The sequence below is a fragment of the Fictibacillus sp. 18YEL24 genome (assembly GCF_015903855.1).
Lineage (GTDB): Bacteria > Bacillota > Bacilli > Bacillales > Fictibacillaceae > Fictibacillus > Fictibacillus phosphorivorans_C.
In genome coordinates, this window is the sequence record NZ_JACZDT010000004.1 from 197,842 (window position 1) to 215,666 (window position 17,825).

Genomic DNA, 17,825 nt, shown 5'->3' on the forward strand with positions numbered 1-17,825 from the left:
GGGATACGATGCGATTACTTCATACTGCTGACTGGCATCTTGGGCGCTCATTAGAAGGACGAAGCAGACTTCAGGAACAACAAGATTTTTTAGACGAACTAGTAGAGATCGTACAGCGTGAAAAAATAGATGCGGTATTAATGGCGGGAGATGTTTTTGATACGGTAAATCCTCCGGCTGCGGCGGAGCAAATGTTTTATGATGCACTATCACGGATTAATAGAAACGGAGAATGTCCGTTTATCGCGATTGCGGGAAATCATGATCATCCTGAAAGACTAGCTGCCTCCTTCCCTCTGCTAAGAGAACTGGGCATCACGCTGGTAGGTCTGCCAACGTTAGAACTTCAGCGTGTTCCGATTAAGAGAACGGGAGAGATCTTAGAAATCGCTGCTCTGCCGTATCCTTCTGAATCAAGACTAAAAGTACTACTAAGTGAATCTGCTGAAGAATTAGATGTAAGAACTCAATATGATGATTGGGTGGACTCGTATTTTAAACAGATCACCAATCAATTTAAGCCAGGAAACGTGCATGTTGCGATGAGTCATCTTTATGTCGCTGGAAGCAAGGAAACCGATTCTGAACGACCTGTTCACATTGGTGGTGCGTATACGGTAGCTGCAGAAAGTCTTCCGAGTTCAGCTCAATACGTAGCATTAGGCCATCTGCATCGTCCACAACGAATCAAACGAGCAAAAACAGATGCAAGGTATTCAGGTTCTCCCCTATCTTATAGTTTCTCTGAAAGTGGACAAGCAAAATCTGTGTCCATTATTAACGTTGAACCAAACGGTATTGCAGAAGTTGAAGAGCTTCATCTAACTTCGGGAAAACCACTAGTATCATGGGAAGCAAAGAATGGGATCCAGGAGGTCCTTCAAGGAATTCAAGATGGTTTGCACCAAAATTGCTGGATTGATCTATCCATACATGTAGATGATGCACTTTCGATGGAAGAAATTCAACGACTTAGAAAATCACATGATGGCATTGTTCATATCAAACCTGTGTATCAAGAAAAGTCCGGAGAACAAATCTCTGTATCTGCTCAAAAATTGCCTGTTGATGAACTGTTTACAACGTTTTATAAGCGACAGACAGGGGGAGCGATGCCAGACGATGAGCTGATCTCCTTATTTCTTGATCTTGTTGGAGAAGGGGAATTAGGAGGAGAGGAACGAGAATGAGACCAATAGCATTAACTGTTTCAGGCTTGCAAAGTTTTCGAGAAGCACAATCCGTTCCTTTTCATGAACTCTGTTCTGGCGGAGTCTTCGGTATATTTGGACCGACTGGAAGCGGGAAGTCCACGATTCTAGACGCTGTGACACTAGCTCTTTATGGAAAGGTAGAACGTGCGGCTGGTGGAACACACGGAATCATGAATCAGGCTGAAGATAAACTGTCTGTTTCGTTTACGTTTCAGATAGGTGAAGGTGCTCAGCAAAAAGAATACAGTGTGGAGCGCATATTTAAACGAAGTGGTGAACATTCCATTCGAACAAGTACTTGTCGATTAATTGAGGTGGTGGACAGTGAATCTATCGTTCATGCCGACAAAGAACGAGATGTAACGCGTCTTGTTCAAGAGCTGATCGGACTGACTATCGATGACTTTACGCGAGCGGTCGTTCTGCCTCAAGGTAAATTCGCTGAATTCTTATCCCTTAAAGGTGCTGATCGAAGACAGATGCTGCAACGTCTGTTCCAACTTGAAAAGTACGGAGACCAATTAAATCAAAAGCTAAAGAAACGGTCAGATGAACAAAAAAACCGCCTGAATGAAATCACAGCAGAGCAAACCGGTCTGGGTGAAGCCTCCTTAGAAACGTTAGAACAGGCATTAGCTCACCTAAAAGAAAATGAAAAAAAGTTAGAAAAAGTATCAAAACAATACAAAGAACAAGAAGAGAATCTCAAAACCCTTGAGGTATACTGGGATGCTCAAGTTCAAAATGAAAAGCTGATCGAAGAGAGAAACGAACTGAAGAAACAGGAAATCCCTATGGAACGTGTTCAACGGGATTTAAAGAAAGCTATCTATGCAGACAAAATTGCTCCCTATGCGACCGAGTGGAAACAATCACTCGCGGATGAGAAAAAAGTCTGCCAAGAGCAAGAGCAGCTAAAGAAGCAGACTGAAGAACTTCAGACCATTCTTGAAGAGCTTGAAAAGAAATATGAATCAGCCAAGAAGGCGATTAACGAGGATGAGCCTGTTCTTATCGAAAAAAGAAGTGGATTAAGAGAAGCAGTTGACTGGGAAAAGGATCTAGAAAGAAAAAATCAGATTTTGCAGAACGAAACGGAAAAGCATAAACAATTGGTGACATTGTACGAAGAATGCGAGAGAGCTGAGTATGATGCCACGCAAGTTCTTAAGCGTGGGAAAGATAAACAATCTGCTTTAAAGAAAGAATTATCTCAAATTGAAATCACACAAAATGATCGCCGTATATATCAACAAGCTATTCTGCTTAATCAAAGATTAGAAGATGTTCGTGATGAAGAGAAAAAGATACAAAAAGAAATCTCCGTTTCAGAAGCTGAAAAGACTTCTGCAGAAAAAGCAAAAAAACAGATCAGTTCAACAATAGTTAAAAGTTACGATGCAGGAAAGAAAGTGCTGAACGATATTCAGCAAATGTATGAAGAAGTGTCTGAAATTCTGCGTACAAACGAAAAGATTTCAAAAGTTTCGATGGATAAATTGCGTGAATGGAAAAACGAACAAGAAAAAATAAGAATCAGCCATTTGGCTGCACAGCTTTCTAGAGAATTAAAAGAAAACGAACCGTGCTCGGTATGCGGTTCAACAATCCATCCATCACCGAACAAAATGCATGCAAATGTTGAACATGATAACGAGCGTATTCACGAATTAGAAGAAGCGATTGAACGTTTGAAGGAAAACTATCATGAGCTGAAACACCTAAGTGAAGGACTTGAAAAGGATTCCCAAACGCTATGGAAAAAACTTAATCTTGCTGAAGCTGAAACTGCTGCATCAGATCAAATCACGATCACAATTGAGAAAGAAGAAATCAGAGCGTTTTCTTTGGAACAGTTCAAGGATCATGAAGCTAATGTAAAAGGGATTAAGCAAGATAAGCTTCTGATTGAAGAACGCATACAGAAGTTATTATCTAAATTAGAAGATGATCAAAAACAATATGAACGAATTTCTATTTCATTTGAAAATAATGGTGAAACAACTAACAAGTTAAAACAACAGCTCCTTTTGATATCAAAAAAAATAGATCATATTCAATCGGAATGGGAGCAAGCAGAGATTCCCTTTTCATCAGAGGAGCTTAAAGAGCAGCTAAAACGATTTCAACAAAAAGAAAGCCGCCAAACGGAAATCGTAAAAAGTTTAAATATTGCAGAAGAATTTCTAGAAACACAAACGAAAAAAATGGAATCCGCCAAAGAGCAAAAATCCGAGTTGAAAACGAGTTTATCTGTCTCTTCTAAACAACACGAAATGCTGCAAAAAGAAATTCAAGATATTAAAGAAAAGCTATATAACAGAGTAGGCGATCAAAAAGCTCAAAGAGTTCTTGAGGATGTACAAGATGCGTTGCAGAGTCTGAAGAAATCATTCATTCATTCCGAACGAGAATATGAAAATGCTAAAAAGCAGTACGTAGAGAGTGATAAAGTATATCATTCTGCTGTTCAAAGGAAGAATGTTGCTGAATCCAGAGTAGAAAAAGCAACACTAGAATGGAACAAACAGTTAAGTAAGTCAGATTTCCAATCATATGAAGACTTTGAAAACTGTTTAAAAGATGAGCAAGTTCAGTTGGAATGGGAAAAGCTGATAGAAGATTATCAAGATCGCTGTAAGTCAAATGCTATGGCATTAGATGCGATAAAAGAAAAGCTCCCTAAGGAAATTCTAACCGGTCAACATGTTGAATCGGCAAAAAGCCAGCTGCAAAGTCTCAAAGTAGAAATGAACCATACGCATGAGGCTGTTGGAGAAGCGCGACAAAGGTATATGATGGTTGAGAAAAATCATGCACGTTACAAAGAACTGGAAAAAGAAAAGAAAAAGGTCTCTAATTTACTAGAGCAATTAGGTAAACTTCAAGGTGTGTTCCGTGGAAATGCTTTTGTTGAATTCATGGCTGAAGAGCAATTGCATCTTGTAACACGCGATGCGTCTGGCAGGCTTGCTAAACTTACTCGTGGACGTTATGCGATCGAAGTAGATTCAGCGGGTGGTTTTGTTATTCGTGATGATGCCAACGGAGGAATCAAACGCCCTGTCACCTCTTTATCTGGAGGAGAGACATTTTTAACGTCACTTGCACTAGCACTTTCGCTTTCTGCTCAAATCCAGCTAAGAGGGAAGTTTCCTCTTCAGTTTTTCTTCCTTGATGAAGGATTTGGTACACTTGATCAAGAGCTGTTAGATACAGTTGTAACAGCTTTGGAAAAAGTTAGGATGGAAAATTTTTCGATCGGAGTTATATCCCACGTTCCTGAATTAAAAGCGAGATTAACAAAAAGACTGATTGTAGAACCTGCAGAGCACTCTGGCAGAGGAACACGTGTGAGATTGGATCAGATGTAAATGAAAAGGATGCAAGGCTTACACGCCTTGCATCCTTTTGCTATTCAATTATACCATGACCAATTACTTTCACATTTACTGAAGCAGTATAATTGATATTCGGGTACTCTTTATTCCAATCTAACTTTTTCCATGTGGGATTATGAAATGCGATGAGTTTTCTCCCTACACCAAATGCATCGCTATTCATGTCTTGTAACTCTTTAAGAATAGCATTTGCATCTTTTGTTAGCGTCTTTGAAAGTGCTTGTTCAATACTATGGATTTTCTTCTGAGTAGTTAAGTTATCCCTCGGATATTCGGTAATCACGACTTTCATATCTAGTTTGATATGAGCTGATACCCTTTCATCTGGAGTAACATCAACCTTAAATGTTCGTTTATTCTGTTTTACTTTAATGGAAACAAAGTTCATAATTCTATCTTTGTGTTTGTTGGTGATTTTTTTTGTTAATGACATGGATAAGTGTCTTTCTTTTCCAGTTAATAATGTGAACATAACTCCTTGGGCACCAAAAATAGTACCAACCATCTTATAACCATGAAATACTGCAACACCTTTAACAGATACGTCATTTTTTTCTGGTACAAGATAAGGTAATGCAAAATCTTGACCAGGATCAAACATCACAGGACATATCGTTTGGATATTTTCTGAAGGTACGATAGATGATTTTTCTGCTGATCGAACAGATTCATTCAAGTACTGACCGATACCCATGGTAGTTTCGGTTTCTTTAAATTTTGCACTGATAACATCAGATGCTTTACCTTTTGCCACTGCAATCCTTGCATTGAGTGCCGATTTAGGATCCCGATAGAATACATCCAAAATATGATAGATGTCTTTTTTTGCAGCATCTTCTCCTAATACCACGATTAAGTTTTTTGATGCTTCAACTTGTTCTGAAACTTTTCGATCTAATTTAATCCTGCTTTGGCGGGCAGTGTTACCAATAGCATGGAAAACCTGATTATTTACTGGTCCAGCTCCTGATTCTGTATTGAGATATTGAGGAATAGAAGCGGTGTTTCTTATTTTTCCGTTCTTTAAATAATCAAATCCTGCTGCTCTGATGAGTTTTGTTTCGTTTAGTTGAGCCTGATCCCAACATCCTGTTAATAATAAAAGGCTAGAAAAAAGAGAGATTAACCTTACACTCCTCATGTTGAAACCGCTCCTTTGCCTTTGCCTTTTCTTTTTCTGATAACAGCAATGAGTAGTAAGAAGATCGGAAAGATACCCGAACAGCATAATGCTGACATACCTATCAATTTGGACCACAGTTGAACATCTAATTTACTCGCTGGGATCGAAGCGATTAATGCACAAATAACTCCCACATAAGGTGCAGCAGATTTATGATGTTTTAGCTTGAAAATTGACTGGACGCCTTTTGCTGTAAAGAACAGATAACTAATAAGAGAAGTTGTAACAAATACAATCCATATGGAAAGGAAAATAAGGTCTGTTCTCTCCAAGATTTTGAATGAGAAAGCTTTTAACATATACAGCACTGGTTCTGGAACAATTACAATTTCAACTGGATTGAAAAAAATATACGTTGTAAATGTGACAAAGCAATAGAAAAGGGTAACACATAATGAAGCATAAGAAATTGCTTTCAGTTTACTGTTCGATCTTCCTTGCGTATAAGCTAAAAATACGAGCGCTGTGTCAAAGCCAAGTAAAGAGATTAACGCATCTGTAGAACCTGAAAGTATCGTTTTGATACCGGATGCACCTACCGGAAACGCATAAAGAAGGTGAACATCTGTATAGGCATATCCTACAAAAATAAACATCACAAGAAGTAAGGGAGAGACTAACATCAAAAACCTGGCGATCTCGCGTGCTGTACATGTAATACAATAGACGCAAGTAAGAGCCAACATGGAAATAACAACCAACCGAGGGGTCTGATAAAAAATCCATTTAGAAACGACGCTGTTGTAGAGGATTAAAAGGACAACACATACAGAGAACAAATGAGCCACGAACAAAAAATTTAAAACAGCTCCTAGCTTTGTCCCCACGATCTTCGGCATAAAATCAAAAATTGTCTGCTTTGGATACATCTCGCATAGTTTCCAAATCGCAAGTATAGAGAACTGAATAAAGAGACCTGCTAAGAGCAGGGAAATCCATCCGTCTGTTTTGGCTTTTACGAATAACGTATAAGGAAGTGAAAGGACACCAACGCCGATTTGGGATTGAGTGATAATAAAGAACAGCTGTCTGTGAGTAATCGTATGGCTGCTATTCATGACTTCTCCCACTTTCTTGTATGATTATCTTCATCTTTTTTTATTGGTTTGATATCACTAGGACGTGAGTTCATCTTGAGAAAAGGTAAACGAATGATTGTATCTTTTAGATCTCCTATTTTAAAAGGTGCAAGCGGTGCAAGGTATGGTGTCCCAAATGAATATAAACGGCAAAGATGAAAGAACATGAGAATTAACCCGAACACAATACCTAAGAAACCGAATGTTGCAGCTGCTACCATGAATGGAAAACGCAATAAACGTACAGCTAAACTCATCTCATTTGAAGGAACTGTATAAGCCGCAATCGCAGTCGTCGCAACAACGATAATCATTAGGTTTGAGATGAGTCCTGCTTTAACGACCGCATCACCAATTACTAAACCTCCAACGATAGCGATCGTGGAACCGATCCTTGTTGGCAAACGAATAGCGGCCTCACGTATTAACTCAATTGTGAGCTCCATCACTAATGCTTCAAAAAGTGGTGGATACGGGATGTTTTCAAGTGAGCTTTTCATTAAGAGGATGAGAGCGGATGGAATAACCTCGAAATGAAAAGAAACGATCGCAATATAAAAGGCGGGCAGACCAATTGCAATGTAAAAGCTTAACAAACGAATTAATCGATAGAAACTTCCTAACATCCAACGTTTGTTGTAATCATCAGGTGTTTGATAGAAAACAAAGAAGTTTACAGGTGCAAGGTTTACGGTCGGTGAGCTATCGTATAGAAGAGCTACTCTTCCTTCCATCAGGTTAGCAGCCACCCGGTCAGGTCGCTCTGTACTCAACGTTTGTGGAAACAGACTAAATGTTTTATCTTCAATACTCTCTTCGATGTTCCCTGGAGTCATAACGGAATCTGCTTCTATTGAATTTATCCTTCTTTCAATCTCATGAAGCACATCTGGATTTGCGATATCTGACATGTACAGCATTGCAACATTTGTGTGCGTTTCTTTTCCGACTTGCAGATACTTCACTACGAGCTTCGGACTTTTAAGTCGCTTACGAATGAGAGCAATATTTGTTGACATACTCTCTATAAATCCTTCATGAGATCCACGTATAACAGCCTCATTATCAGGCTCTTTGATATCACGTTCTGTTTTAACAGGAGTGAATACAGAAAAATAGCATGTTGTGTCCTTCGTAAATATCAAAGTGTAAGATTGTAAGAGTAATTCTTGGATCTTTGCAAAGTCTGATTGTTTCTTAAAGTCAATATTAATAACTGTTTCGAAAGTATGTAGATCAATATCTTTGTCCAATTCAAATAAAGGATTCAATATCAAATCCTGAAGTTTCTGTTTATCAATAATTGAGTCCAAGAAAATTAATGCCACTTTGCTCTTGTCAGCAGGCATCTCAACCCAATGAGTCATCAGGTCTTCGGAAGAAGAGAAGCTTTTTTCAATGTCTTTAAGCAGAACATCGATCGATTGATTTTGGTTAACTTTCGCATCCTGCTCTGAGTAAGAGCTTGTTTCTAAATTACTTTGAGAGGATGGACTAGACCCTTGATTTTCAGCTTCGTTTGCTGTTTTTTTTTGTTCTAGCAATTTTTTTGGTTTCTTAAAGAAAGTCATGATGAACATCATCCCGATTCGCAATAATTTGGTTTAGTTTTTGCTACCCAAATTTATTTATGCGGATAAGGTACTATTTTTCAAAAATGAGTCAGAAATTGTCATTATGAGTAAAAAATTGTGATAACATAGACAGAGATAAAGAGAGAAGGGGGCGGCACCATGACAGGAAGAGCACAATTTATTCCTGCTTTAACTAAGCCGAATACATATTTCGCGTTTTATAATGAATGGAAAGATAAAGAGGGTTTTTGGATTCGTTTTTTTGCTATATTAGTCGCTAGCGGATTGTTGCATGCACTTTCATTCTTTGCAGCGTTTCCATCGTTTAAAACTATTTCTTTTGTAGAGGCAGCGAAACTAAGTGGAGCGGAACTTGAGCTCTTGAGATATATCATCGCTTTAGTAGGCGGTGCCTGGGGATTGATCATACCGTTCTTAGTGATAAATTCAGGCGTACTATTTTTATATGTTTTCTTTCGAGATATCGGATTTAAAGCACTTTTTTATGTAATGACGACAGTATATCTTCTATTTATTCTAGGACTCTTATTCGAATTGCCGATTCAGTTTGTAACAGGTGCAGAAGAAGTTGTTCAGCCGTTAGGTTTCGGTTTTGCTGGTGTACTGTTCTTTAAACATGGTTTTTGGCAAGAATTCTTAAACTCCATCAATATCTTTACAATCTGGGGTTCTGTTGTGATGTATTTTGCACTTCGTCAATTATCCTTTAAAGAAAAGAATTACTGCCTCGTTGTTACAATCGGATTTTTTGTTGTTTTTATTTTATTATCTTCGCTATACGCTGCGTTAGCTAGTGGACAGCTGATTTAAGGAGGAGACAAGCTTATGAATAAACTGAAATGGGTTGCTGCAGCTATTATGGTTGTCCTCCTTGTCGTTATGAACATCGTGATTTTCGATAAAAAAGAATCTGCCGCAGTTGAAGCGCCAAGAGTTGCAACTGGGCTATCTACACAAAAAGATTTTACGAAAAAACACGAAACAACTGGTGTTGCACAGTCAAAGAACACATTTGAGATCTATGAAAATGCATCTCTTGGTTCGATTAAAGAAGTGTTGGTATCGAAGGGGGATACTGTTACTTCGGGTCAAACTTTAATCACATATGAAAATGCAGAGATTGATAATGAACTTCGCAACTTGAAACGAGACAAAGAAGCAGCGGATGTTCGAAGCAGCCATTATTCGGGACAAATAAGTGAATGGAAAAGTGAACTTTCGGATTTTGATGAAGAAAAAGACAGCAAAGATGCTAAAGTGCTTCTTCAAGAAAAATTAGCAGAAGCTGAGCTGCAAAGTGACTTGGCTGAAAATGAAAGTTCCGTCTTGTCAGATGAAATATCTGATCTAGAAGAGCAACTTGAGGATCTTAGTGTGAAAAGTCCAGCTGACGGTGTAGTTTCAGAAGTAAATGGAGTTGGCGATGATGAACCACTTCTAACTATTGTAGGTCAAGGAAACTTTGAACTAGTTGCTGACATCGATCAAAAAATGGCTTCTCTCGTGAAAACAGGAGACACAGTTCAAATCAAATCCAACGGTGAAAAGATCTTGATGGGTACTGTTCAAACTGTATTACCAGCTGATCAAAATAATTTTAAGTTGACCGTTCTCGTTGAGGATGAAGCGTCTTGGGTTGAAGGACAACCTGCTCAAATCATCGTAACAGAAAAGCTTGCAGAAAAAGCAATTTGTGTGCCTAAACAAGCAATTTTAATAGATGATGGGAAAACGTATGTGTTAACAATCGTTAAGAACAAATTGTATAAGCTGAAGGTTTCAGCTGGTCTTGAGCAAAAGGATAACGTGCAGATCACAAAAGGACTTAAAAAGGGTCAAGTTGTTGTGATGAATCCATCCCCTGTATTTGTTTCAGGACAACCGGTCTTAAAGAAGTAAAATTTTTTATGGAACTGTAAGGCTTTTTTATATGAATCTTACTTTCGAACTATTAAGAAGCATCATTGACAAGTTGATTGGAGCGGAAGGTCGCCGACTCCTATGGGACGAGCGATCAGGTGGAGACTCCTAAGGGCGCAAAGCGGCAGGAGGCTCACCGTTCGCCCCATGGAAAGCGAGCAACCTGGAGCGGAAATCGACTTTCTCAAGAGAGCTTCATTGCACGAACAAAGGTGAACATAAAAAAAGGATGCGATTTACGCATCCTTTTTTGTTTGCAATGATTCTTTATTTATCGTGAACACTTTTGTCGATTGTTGCTTAGGATCAAACAACGCAATGAGTAAGAAATCATTCTCCCCTTGTGGCACTAGTTGATCTGATAATGGATCAATCGCAGTTTCCGTGACAAAAGCATGTTTATGCATATCTTTTTCAGAAAGAGTTGGAAACCCATCAATCATTTCAGGGTATTGAGCGAGCAGGGAGAGTACTCTTGATGTTTCTTCTTTGTTCTGTGTGTTCTCCCACCATGGCTTACGTGGTTTGAATTGTTGTCTTTCTAAATAATCAAGTTTCATCAGACTTTCAGCAACAGGAAGTGCCTGTGGTGCAGCTTCTGTTAAGAATGCGATCAAGCGTGTATACAGGTCTTCTAACTGATGACCGATTCTTGACCATCCACGTGTTTCCCAATAGGTCCCGAATTCTTGAAAGAAGTCAAAAGGTGATTGGAATACATGGTGTATCAAGTATTTAACAGTATGATCCATGCGATGATCGTTCCAGTACTTTTCTAATACGTCTTCAACTTGTTTGATACGAATAATTTCATCAAACGTGAGAACGTTGTTTCCTAGTATTTCGTACGGTGAATGATCCATGTACACATAATCATGTTTTTCGGCTGTTAATCGTAGACCTGTACCTCTTAACATCTTCAAGAAACCTAACTGGACTTCTTCGATACCAAATGCGAAAACATCATTAAATGTTTTTCTAAACGAGTTGTAGTCTTCCTCAGGTAACCCAGCGATTAAGTCTAGATGCTGTACGATTTTTCCTCCATCACGAACAGTTGTTACGGTACGCGTAAGCTTTTCAAAATTCTGTCGGCGTTGTACCAGTTCGTTTACAGCATCGTTCGTGGACTGAACACCGATCTCAAAACGGAACAAACCTTTTGGTGCATGTTCATTTAAGTATTCGATGACTTCCGGTCTCATGATATCTGCTGTGATCTCAAATTGAAAAACAACCCCTGGTCTTCTGTTTTCGATTAAGAATGAGAACATATCAAGTGCATAATCTCTTCGAATGTTAAACGTTCTGTCCACAAACTTAATAATCTTTGCTCCGTTATCCATTAAGAAGATCAAATCATCTTTAACGAGCTTTGGATCAAAATATCGAACACCCACTTCAATAGAAGATAAGCAGAACGCACATGAATAGGGACAGCCACGGCTTGTCTCAAAATACGTGATCCGTTTTGATAAAGACTGGATATCTTCTTCGAAGCGGAATGGAGATGGAACTGTTTTTAAGTCCAGTTTTTCACGAGGACCGTTAATTTTAGGCACTCCATCTTTTCGATAGGCAAGTCCAGCAACCGATTCAAAGCTACCACCCTTTTGAATCTGAGTGAGCAAGTGCTTAAACGTTTCCTCGCCCTCATTCACAACTATGAAGTCAACCTCTGGAATCTGTTCGAGCCAATGAGCTACATCATAAGATACCTCAGGACCACCTAAGACGATCTTTGTATCAGGCTTTATCTTTTTAAACATTTGGATAACCTTAATCGTCTCTTCAATATTCCAGATGTAACAACTGAATCCGAGAACATCAGGTTCTTGGCTGTAAAGATCAGTCACAATATTAAGAGAAGGATCCTTGATCGTAAACTCTCTAATCACGACAGGAAAATCAGGTTCACTATATGCCTTTAAATAGCGCAGCGCTAGACACGTGTGTATATATTTGGCATTTAACGTACTTAGTACAGTTTTCATAATTTGATAACCTCATTACTGTTACCCATCAGTTGGGTTTTTTTGATGACAAACTATTTTACCATATTTTAAAAAGAATCAAAAACGAGTATTGTGTTTTGAAACAGCAAATTGCTTTACGGTACAAAGTCAGAACCGATATAGTAGTAATAATTACTTTGTAAGCGTTTATTAAAGGAGGAATCAGGTTATTGTGAAATGGGCTACAGCTGTTAAACATGGCGAGGACTTCATTGGCCTCGTGAAAGAAGAGAAAATTGTCAATGTATCAGAACTCGCGAAAAGCAGAGAGATGGAGTTTCCAACAACCTTACTCGAGGCAATTGCTCTTGGTGACGAATTTTTGGAGAAGGTAGAGAGCTTGATTCACTCTGATCTCGTAGCAAACCATACATATGAACTCCATGAGATCCAGTTAAAAGCACCGATTCCGCGTCCAGGTAAAAATGTATTTTGTATCGGAAAAAATTACCGCGACCATGCGATAGAAATGGGAAGCGAAGCAGACATTCCGGAAGATATCATGGTATTTTCAAAAGCTCCAACATCTGTAATCGGTCATGATGAAGGAGTTCCTAGTCATTCTTCTATAACCAATCAATTAGATTATGAAGGTGAGCTAGCTATAATTATCGGTAAAACGGGTACGAGTATAGAGAAAGAAGAAGCGATGGATCACGTTTTCGGGTTTACGATCATCAACGATATTACAGCTCGTGACCTACAACAAAAGCATAAGCAATTTTTACTCGGAAAAAGTCTCAACGGAACTTGCCCGATGGGTCCATGGATCGTACATCAGTCTGAGGTACCAAATCCAGATAACCTTTCGATCGTGACAAAAGTGAACGGAGAGGTGAGGCAGAACGGAAACACATCTGATTTTATCTTTGACATCCCAACTATGATTAACGAGCTTTCAAAAGGCATGACGCTTGAAGCTGGAGATATTATCGCGACAGGTACACCTGCTGGAGTAGGTAAAGGAATGAAGCCGCCTGTATTTTTGAAGCCCCTTGATGTTATCGAGATTACAATTGAAGGAATCGGTACACTTCGTAATGAAATAGTAGAATGAAGTCGAATTAACTAGTTACATAGAGGAGGAATTCACGTGGAAAAGCTGCTTTATATTAACGGTTCATGGACAGGAGAATCTCTTGAAAAAATAGAGGTGTATAATCCTGCTAACGGTGAAGTGGTAGGGACTGTAGCATCTTGTGGAAAAGAAGAAACAGATGCTGCAATAGATGCTGCGCACGAAGCGTTTCCGAGCTGGTCAAAGTTGACGGCTTATGAGCGCGCTGACTATCTTATGAAACTGCATGACTTGATGATTGAACAAAAAGAAGAATTAGCAGAACTAATGACTCTTGAGATGGGAAAACCGTTAAAAGAGTCTGTCGGTGAAGTGATGTATGCCGCATCTTTTATTAAGTGGTATGCAGAAGAAGGTAAGCGTATCTACGGCCGTACGATTCCTTCAAGTGCCGAAAATAAAAGAATGCAAGTTTTACGCCAGCCTGTTGGGGTAGTGGCGGCCATTACCCCATGGAACTTCCCAGCTGCAATGATTACAAGAAAGCTAGGTCCAGCGCTCGCTGCAGGCTGTACGTTTATTGTAAAACCACCAAAGGAAACACCACTTACAGCAATTAAATTAGTAGAATTAGCAGATCAAGCAGGCTTTCCAAAAGGCGTTATCAATCTTGTAACAGGATCGTCTGCTGTCATTGGAAAAGCCATTATGGATTCTGAGAAAGTTAGAAAAGTTACCTTTACTGGCTCTACAGAAATCGGTAAGAAATTGATCGAGCAAAGTGCCGCAACTGTAAAGAACGTATCTATGGAACTAGGCGGTCATGCTCCAGCAGTTGTTCTTGAGGATGCAGACCTAAATAAAGCAGTCGCTGGAATCGTAGCTTCTAAGTTTCGTAACGCAGGTCAAACGTGTATCTGTATTAACCGAGTATACGTGCAAGAAAGTGTTTATGAAGAGTTTGTAGAACGAGTGGCTGTTGAAGCTAAGAAATTAAAAGTAGGAAACGGTTTGGAAGAAGGTACAGATATCGGTCCAATCATTAACAAAGACGGGTATGAAAAGATCTCAGAGCACGTGGAAAATGCGGTTTCAAACGGTGCAGAGTGTGTAACAGGAGGAAAAGGAAGAGCAGATAACGGTGGGTATTATTACGAGCCGACGGTCCTGAAAAATGTTTCACAAGATATGTTGATCATGAACGAAGAAACGTTCGGTCCAGTCATTCCAATTCACAAGATCAGCAGTGTTGAAGAAGGGATCCGCCTTGCAAACACAAGTCCATTTGGTTTAGCGGCATATGTTTATACAGAGAGTATGTCCAAAGGAACTCAAGTTGTTGAAGGTTTAGATTACGGAATCATAGGCTGGAACGATGGTGTTCCTTCTGCTGCACAAGCACCGTTCGGAGGTATGAAAGAGAGCGGTCTTGGCCGTGAAGGTGGAGTAGAAGGTATGGAAGCTTATCTTGAAACGAAATACGTAAGTTTCGTATTATAAAATCTTTCTAAGAAACGAGGTGATTGTGAGATGGATCTAGGTCTAAAAGGAAAAAATGTACTCGTTCTTGCTTCAAGTAAAGGGCTTGGAAAAGCTTGTGCATTAGAATTTGCACGAGAAGGTGCGAACGTGATGCTAACAAGCCGTGATGAAGAACAGCTTTCTCTGACAGCGGAAGAGATAAAGAGGGAAACAGGTTCGGATGTTTTCTATAAAAAATGTGATATCACACAGCGTAATGAGATCGATGAACTTGTTGCAGCAGCAGTAGAGAAGTTTGGTAGTGTGGACGTGCTCGTGAACAATGCAGGAGGACCTCCAGCTGGTACGTTTAATGATTTTGAAGATGAGCATTGGCAGGGTGCCTTTGAGTTAACATTACTCAGTCTTGTGCGTTCTGTTCGCGCGGTTACGCCTAATATGATTAAAAACGGCGGAGGTCGCATCGTGAATATTGCTTCTTCGTCCTTTAAACAGCCGATCGATGGACTCATCCTATCTAACACTTTCCGAACAGCCATCAACGGATTATCAAAGAGTCTTTCGCAAGAGCTAGGGAAAGATGGCATTTTGATTAATACCATCGGACCGGGGCGAATCGGAACTGATCGAGTAGGTGAATTAGACCAAATGATGGCTGAGAAAAAAGGCGTTTCTGCTGAAGAGGTCAGAACTTCCATGGAAAGCGAAATTCCACTTGGCCGATACGGTGAACCTGCGGAGTTTGCTAAGATGGTCGTGTTCCTTTGCTCTGACGCAAACACTTATATAACTGGCCAGTCACTGCTGATCGATGGCGGTATGGTGAAAGCACTTTAAAAGGAAGAAGCAGCTATGGCTGCTTCTTTTTTTAGTTATATGAGGGGTATAAGTTTCAGTGTAGATGTCGATATTTGTAGACTCGTGGATAAACAGTGAAAACTTTTGGATTGAGAGTTAAAACTTCTGGATAAACTGCTTAAACTTTTGGATTTATCCATAAAAGTTGTGGATCCATCTATCAAAATGCGGACACATACCCTAGTGCGTATATGAAACTGAGCTCAATTAAAGCCCCCAAAAAAAGCTGACTCCAAAAAGAGTCAGCCTCAGTCGATGATTTAAACAGAAAGTACTTTTTTAATGCGTTCGATCGCCCAATCTAGATCTTCATCAGAAATGATCAATGGTGGTGCGAAACGAATAACGTTTTCATGTGTTTCTTTACATAACAAGCCCTGTTCTTTTAAACGCTCACAATAAGGACGAGCTGGTTCGTTCAATTCAACACCGATAAAAAGACCTTTACCACGAACTTCTTTGATCACTGGATTATCAATCTTCTTTAACTCGTCTAAGAAATATTCACCAAGTTTAAGTGAACGCTCAACTAGGTTTTCTTCTACAAGCACGTCTACAGAAGCAACTGATACCGCACAAGAAAGCGGGTTTCCACCGAAAGTTGATCCATGAGATCCAGGATTGAACACGCCAAGTACTTCACGGTTTGCTGCTACACAAGAGATCGGCATTACGCCGCCGCCAAGTGCTTTACCTAAGATGTACATGTCTGGCTCGATCTCTTCCCAGTCACAAGCAAACATTTTGCCTGAACGTCCAAGTCCTGATTGAATTTCATCAGCTACAAAGAGTACATTTTCAGACTTACAGACGTCAAGAGCTTCCTTCAAGAAACCTTCACGTGGAATAACGATTCCTGCTTCACCTTGGATCGGTTCTAGAATGAATGCAGCGGTATTAGGTGTAATGGCTTCTTTTAGTGCGTCTAAGTCACCGTAAGGTATTACTTTGATTCCTGGGAGCATAGGACCGAACCCACGCTGGTAATCAGGATCAGATGACATCGACACAGCAGTCATCGTACGACCATGGAAGTTTCCTTCACAAACGATGATCTCAGCTTGATTATCCGCAACACCTTTTACATCATATGCCCAGCGGCGGACCGCTTTAATAGCTGTCTCAACAGCTTCAGCACCAGTGTTCATCGGTAATACCATATCTTTCTTCGTTAGACTTGATACTTTTTCATAAAAGTCTCCAAGTTGATCGTTATGGAATGCACGAGATGTTAGTGTTACTTTGTCTGCTTGATCTTTTAGTGCTTGAATGATTTTAGGGTGGCGGTGCCCTTGATTTACCGCAGAGTATGCGCTCAGCATGTCCATGTAGCGGTTACCTTCTGGATCTGTTACCCATACACCTTCGGCTACCGAGATAACGATAGGAAGCGGATGATAGTTTTGTGCACCATATTGTTCCGTTTTTGAAATTACAGTTTCCGTATTTTTCGTTTCTGTCTGTTTCAAAGGAAACACCTCTATTCTGCAAGATTTCTCACATTGCTATTATAGCAATGAAAGTGCTTACTTTACAGAGGGAACTCATTTGATTGCCTAGTTTATAGCAGTTCATGGTATAGTTATATGGAGAATTATACATAGGAGGATATATTTATGATTCATGCTCACGTAACATCATGGTTTCTGGCGTTAATTTTGTTTTTTGTAACGTATATGCTATACAAAAAAAATGCCGGAAAAAAATCGAAAATTTTGCATATGATCCTGCGCGTTTTGTACTTAGCAATCCTTGCAACGGGTGGCCACATGCTTGCTGGCTATCTAACGGACCCTGGTATCGTTAATCAAGGGCCGATTATCATCAAAGGAACTTTAGGAGTTGTCCTCATCGGATTGATGGAAATCATTCTTGTACAAAGAAAACGTGGTGAGAGCCGCCTGCTCAATTGGGTGTTTTTCTGGATCACTTTATTACTAGTGTTATTCTACGGATATTCTGTTCTTGGTTAATACTTTTAAAAGTCGCTCTTTACAGAGCGGCTTTTTTTATTTGGATAAAATAACCATCTATTGTTTTGTTAACAATGCCTTCTGTAC

13 protein-coding genes are annotated in these 17,825 nt (G+C 39.6%); 8 read left to right on the forward strand and 5 right to left on the reverse strand.

The genetic code is table 11. From position 1 onward, the window contains the following. Positions 1-8 precede the first annotated feature (8 nt). Positions 9-1,190: a metallophosphoesterase family protein gene (locus HU823_RS14175; protein ID WP_197222479.1), complete on the forward strand. Its 1,182-nt coding sequence runs from the start codon at positions 9-11 to the stop codon at positions 1,188-1,190. Further along, positions 1,187-4,588: an AAA family ATPase gene (locus tag HU823_RS14180; protein ID WP_197222480.1), complete on the forward strand. Its 3,402-nt coding sequence runs from the start codon at positions 1,187-1,189 to the stop codon at positions 4,586-4,588. The genes HU823_RS14175 and HU823_RS14180 overlap by 4 nt, the downstream gene beginning before the upstream one ends. 40 nt (positions 4,589-4,628) lie before the next feature. Here the strand turns inward: HU823_RS14180 and HU823_RS14185 are convergent, their stop codons facing one another. Genes HU823_RS14185 through HU823_RS14195 form a run of 3 tightly spaced genes read right to left on the reverse strand, consistent with a single transcriptional unit; the run spans position 4,629 to position 8,448 of the window. After that, entirely contained in the window at positions 4,629-5,756 is a 1,128-nt protein-coding gene (locus tag HU823_RS14185) for a Ger(x)C family spore germination protein (protein WP_197222481.1), read from the reverse strand. Next, positions 5,753-6,856 carry a GerAB/ArcD/ProY family transporter gene (locus tag HU823_RS14190; protein ID WP_197222482.1) on the reverse strand — a complete coding sequence of 368 codons (1,104 nt, stop codon included), beginning with the start codon at positions 6,854-6,856 and terminating at the stop codon, positions 5,753-5,755. Before HU823_RS14190 ends, HU823_RS14185 begins: the two co-directional genes overlap by 4 nt. Then, positions 6,853-8,448, reverse strand: coding sequence for a spore germination protein (locus HU823_RS14195; RefSeq protein ID WP_197222483.1), 1,596 nt, complete (start codon positions 8,446-8,448; stop codon positions 6,853-6,855). The genes HU823_RS14190 and HU823_RS14195 overlap by 4 nt, the downstream gene beginning before the upstream one ends. Before the next feature lie 162 nt (positions 8,449-8,610). Between HU823_RS14195 and HU823_RS14200 the strand changes: the two genes are divergently transcribed. Together HU823_RS14200 and HU823_RS14205 are read left to right on the forward strand one after the other, a co-directional pair. Then, entirely contained in the window at positions 8,611-9,282 is a 672-nt protein-coding gene (locus tag HU823_RS14200; protein WP_197222484.1) for a hypothetical protein, read from the forward strand. Positions 9,283-9,297: 15 nt separating this feature from the next. Beyond that, positions 9,298-10,371 (forward strand): efflux RND transporter periplasmic adaptor subunit, encoded by a 1,074-nt coding sequence (locus tag HU823_RS14205; RefSeq protein ID WP_197222485.1) that lies wholly within the window; start codon positions 9,298-9,300, stop codon positions 10,369-10,371. Between the two features lie 257 nt (positions 10,372-10,628). On the opposite strand, the gene HU823_RS14210 is transcribed toward HU823_RS14205, so the two are convergent. Then, on the reverse strand, positions 10,629-12,386 hold the full coding sequence (locus HU823_RS14210) for a B12-binding domain-containing radical SAM protein (RefSeq protein ID WP_197222486.1): 1,758 nt from the start codon (positions 12,384-12,386) through the stop codon (positions 10,629-10,631). 193 nt (positions 12,387-12,579) lie between these two features. Between HU823_RS14210 and HU823_RS14215 the strand changes: the two genes are divergently transcribed. The 3 genes from HU823_RS14215 to HU823_RS14225 are packed head-to-tail and all read left to right on the forward strand — an operon-like array spanning position 12,580 to position 15,744. After that, positions 12,580-13,464, forward strand: a complete 885-nt coding sequence (locus tag HU823_RS14215) for a fumarylacetoacetate hydrolase family protein (RefSeq protein WP_197222487.1) — start codon at positions 12,580-12,582, stop codon at positions 13,462-13,464. A 36-nt stretch (positions 13,465-13,500) separates the two neighbouring features. After that, complete coding sequence (locus HU823_RS14220) at positions 13,501-14,925, forward strand: NAD-dependent succinate-semialdehyde dehydrogenase (protein ID WP_197222488.1); 1,425 nt, start codon at positions 13,501-13,503, stop codon at positions 14,923-14,925. A 30-nt stretch (positions 14,926-14,955) separates the two neighbouring features. Then, positions 14,956-15,744, forward strand: a complete 789-nt coding sequence (locus tag HU823_RS14225; RefSeq protein WP_197222489.1) for an SDR family oxidoreductase — start codon at positions 14,956-14,958, stop codon at positions 15,742-15,744. Between the two features lie 281 nt (positions 15,745-16,025). Here the strand turns inward: HU823_RS14225 and HU823_RS14230 are convergent, their stop codons facing one another. Next, the gene (locus HU823_RS14230; protein ID WP_144701230.1) at positions 16,026-17,234 is read right to left on the reverse strand and encodes an ornithine--oxo-acid transaminase; all 1,209 of its coding nucleotides are present in this window, start codon (positions 17,232-17,234) and stop codon (positions 16,026-16,028) included. A gap of 147 nt (positions 17,235-17,381) precedes the next feature. Between HU823_RS14230 and HU823_RS14235 the strand changes: the two genes are divergently transcribed. Beyond that, the gene (locus HU823_RS14235; protein WP_066392958.1) at positions 17,382-17,738 is read left to right on the forward strand and encodes a DUF1516 family protein; all 357 of its coding nucleotides are present in this window, start codon (positions 17,382-17,384) and stop codon (positions 17,736-17,738) included. Positions 17,739-17,825: the final 87 nt, after the last annotated feature.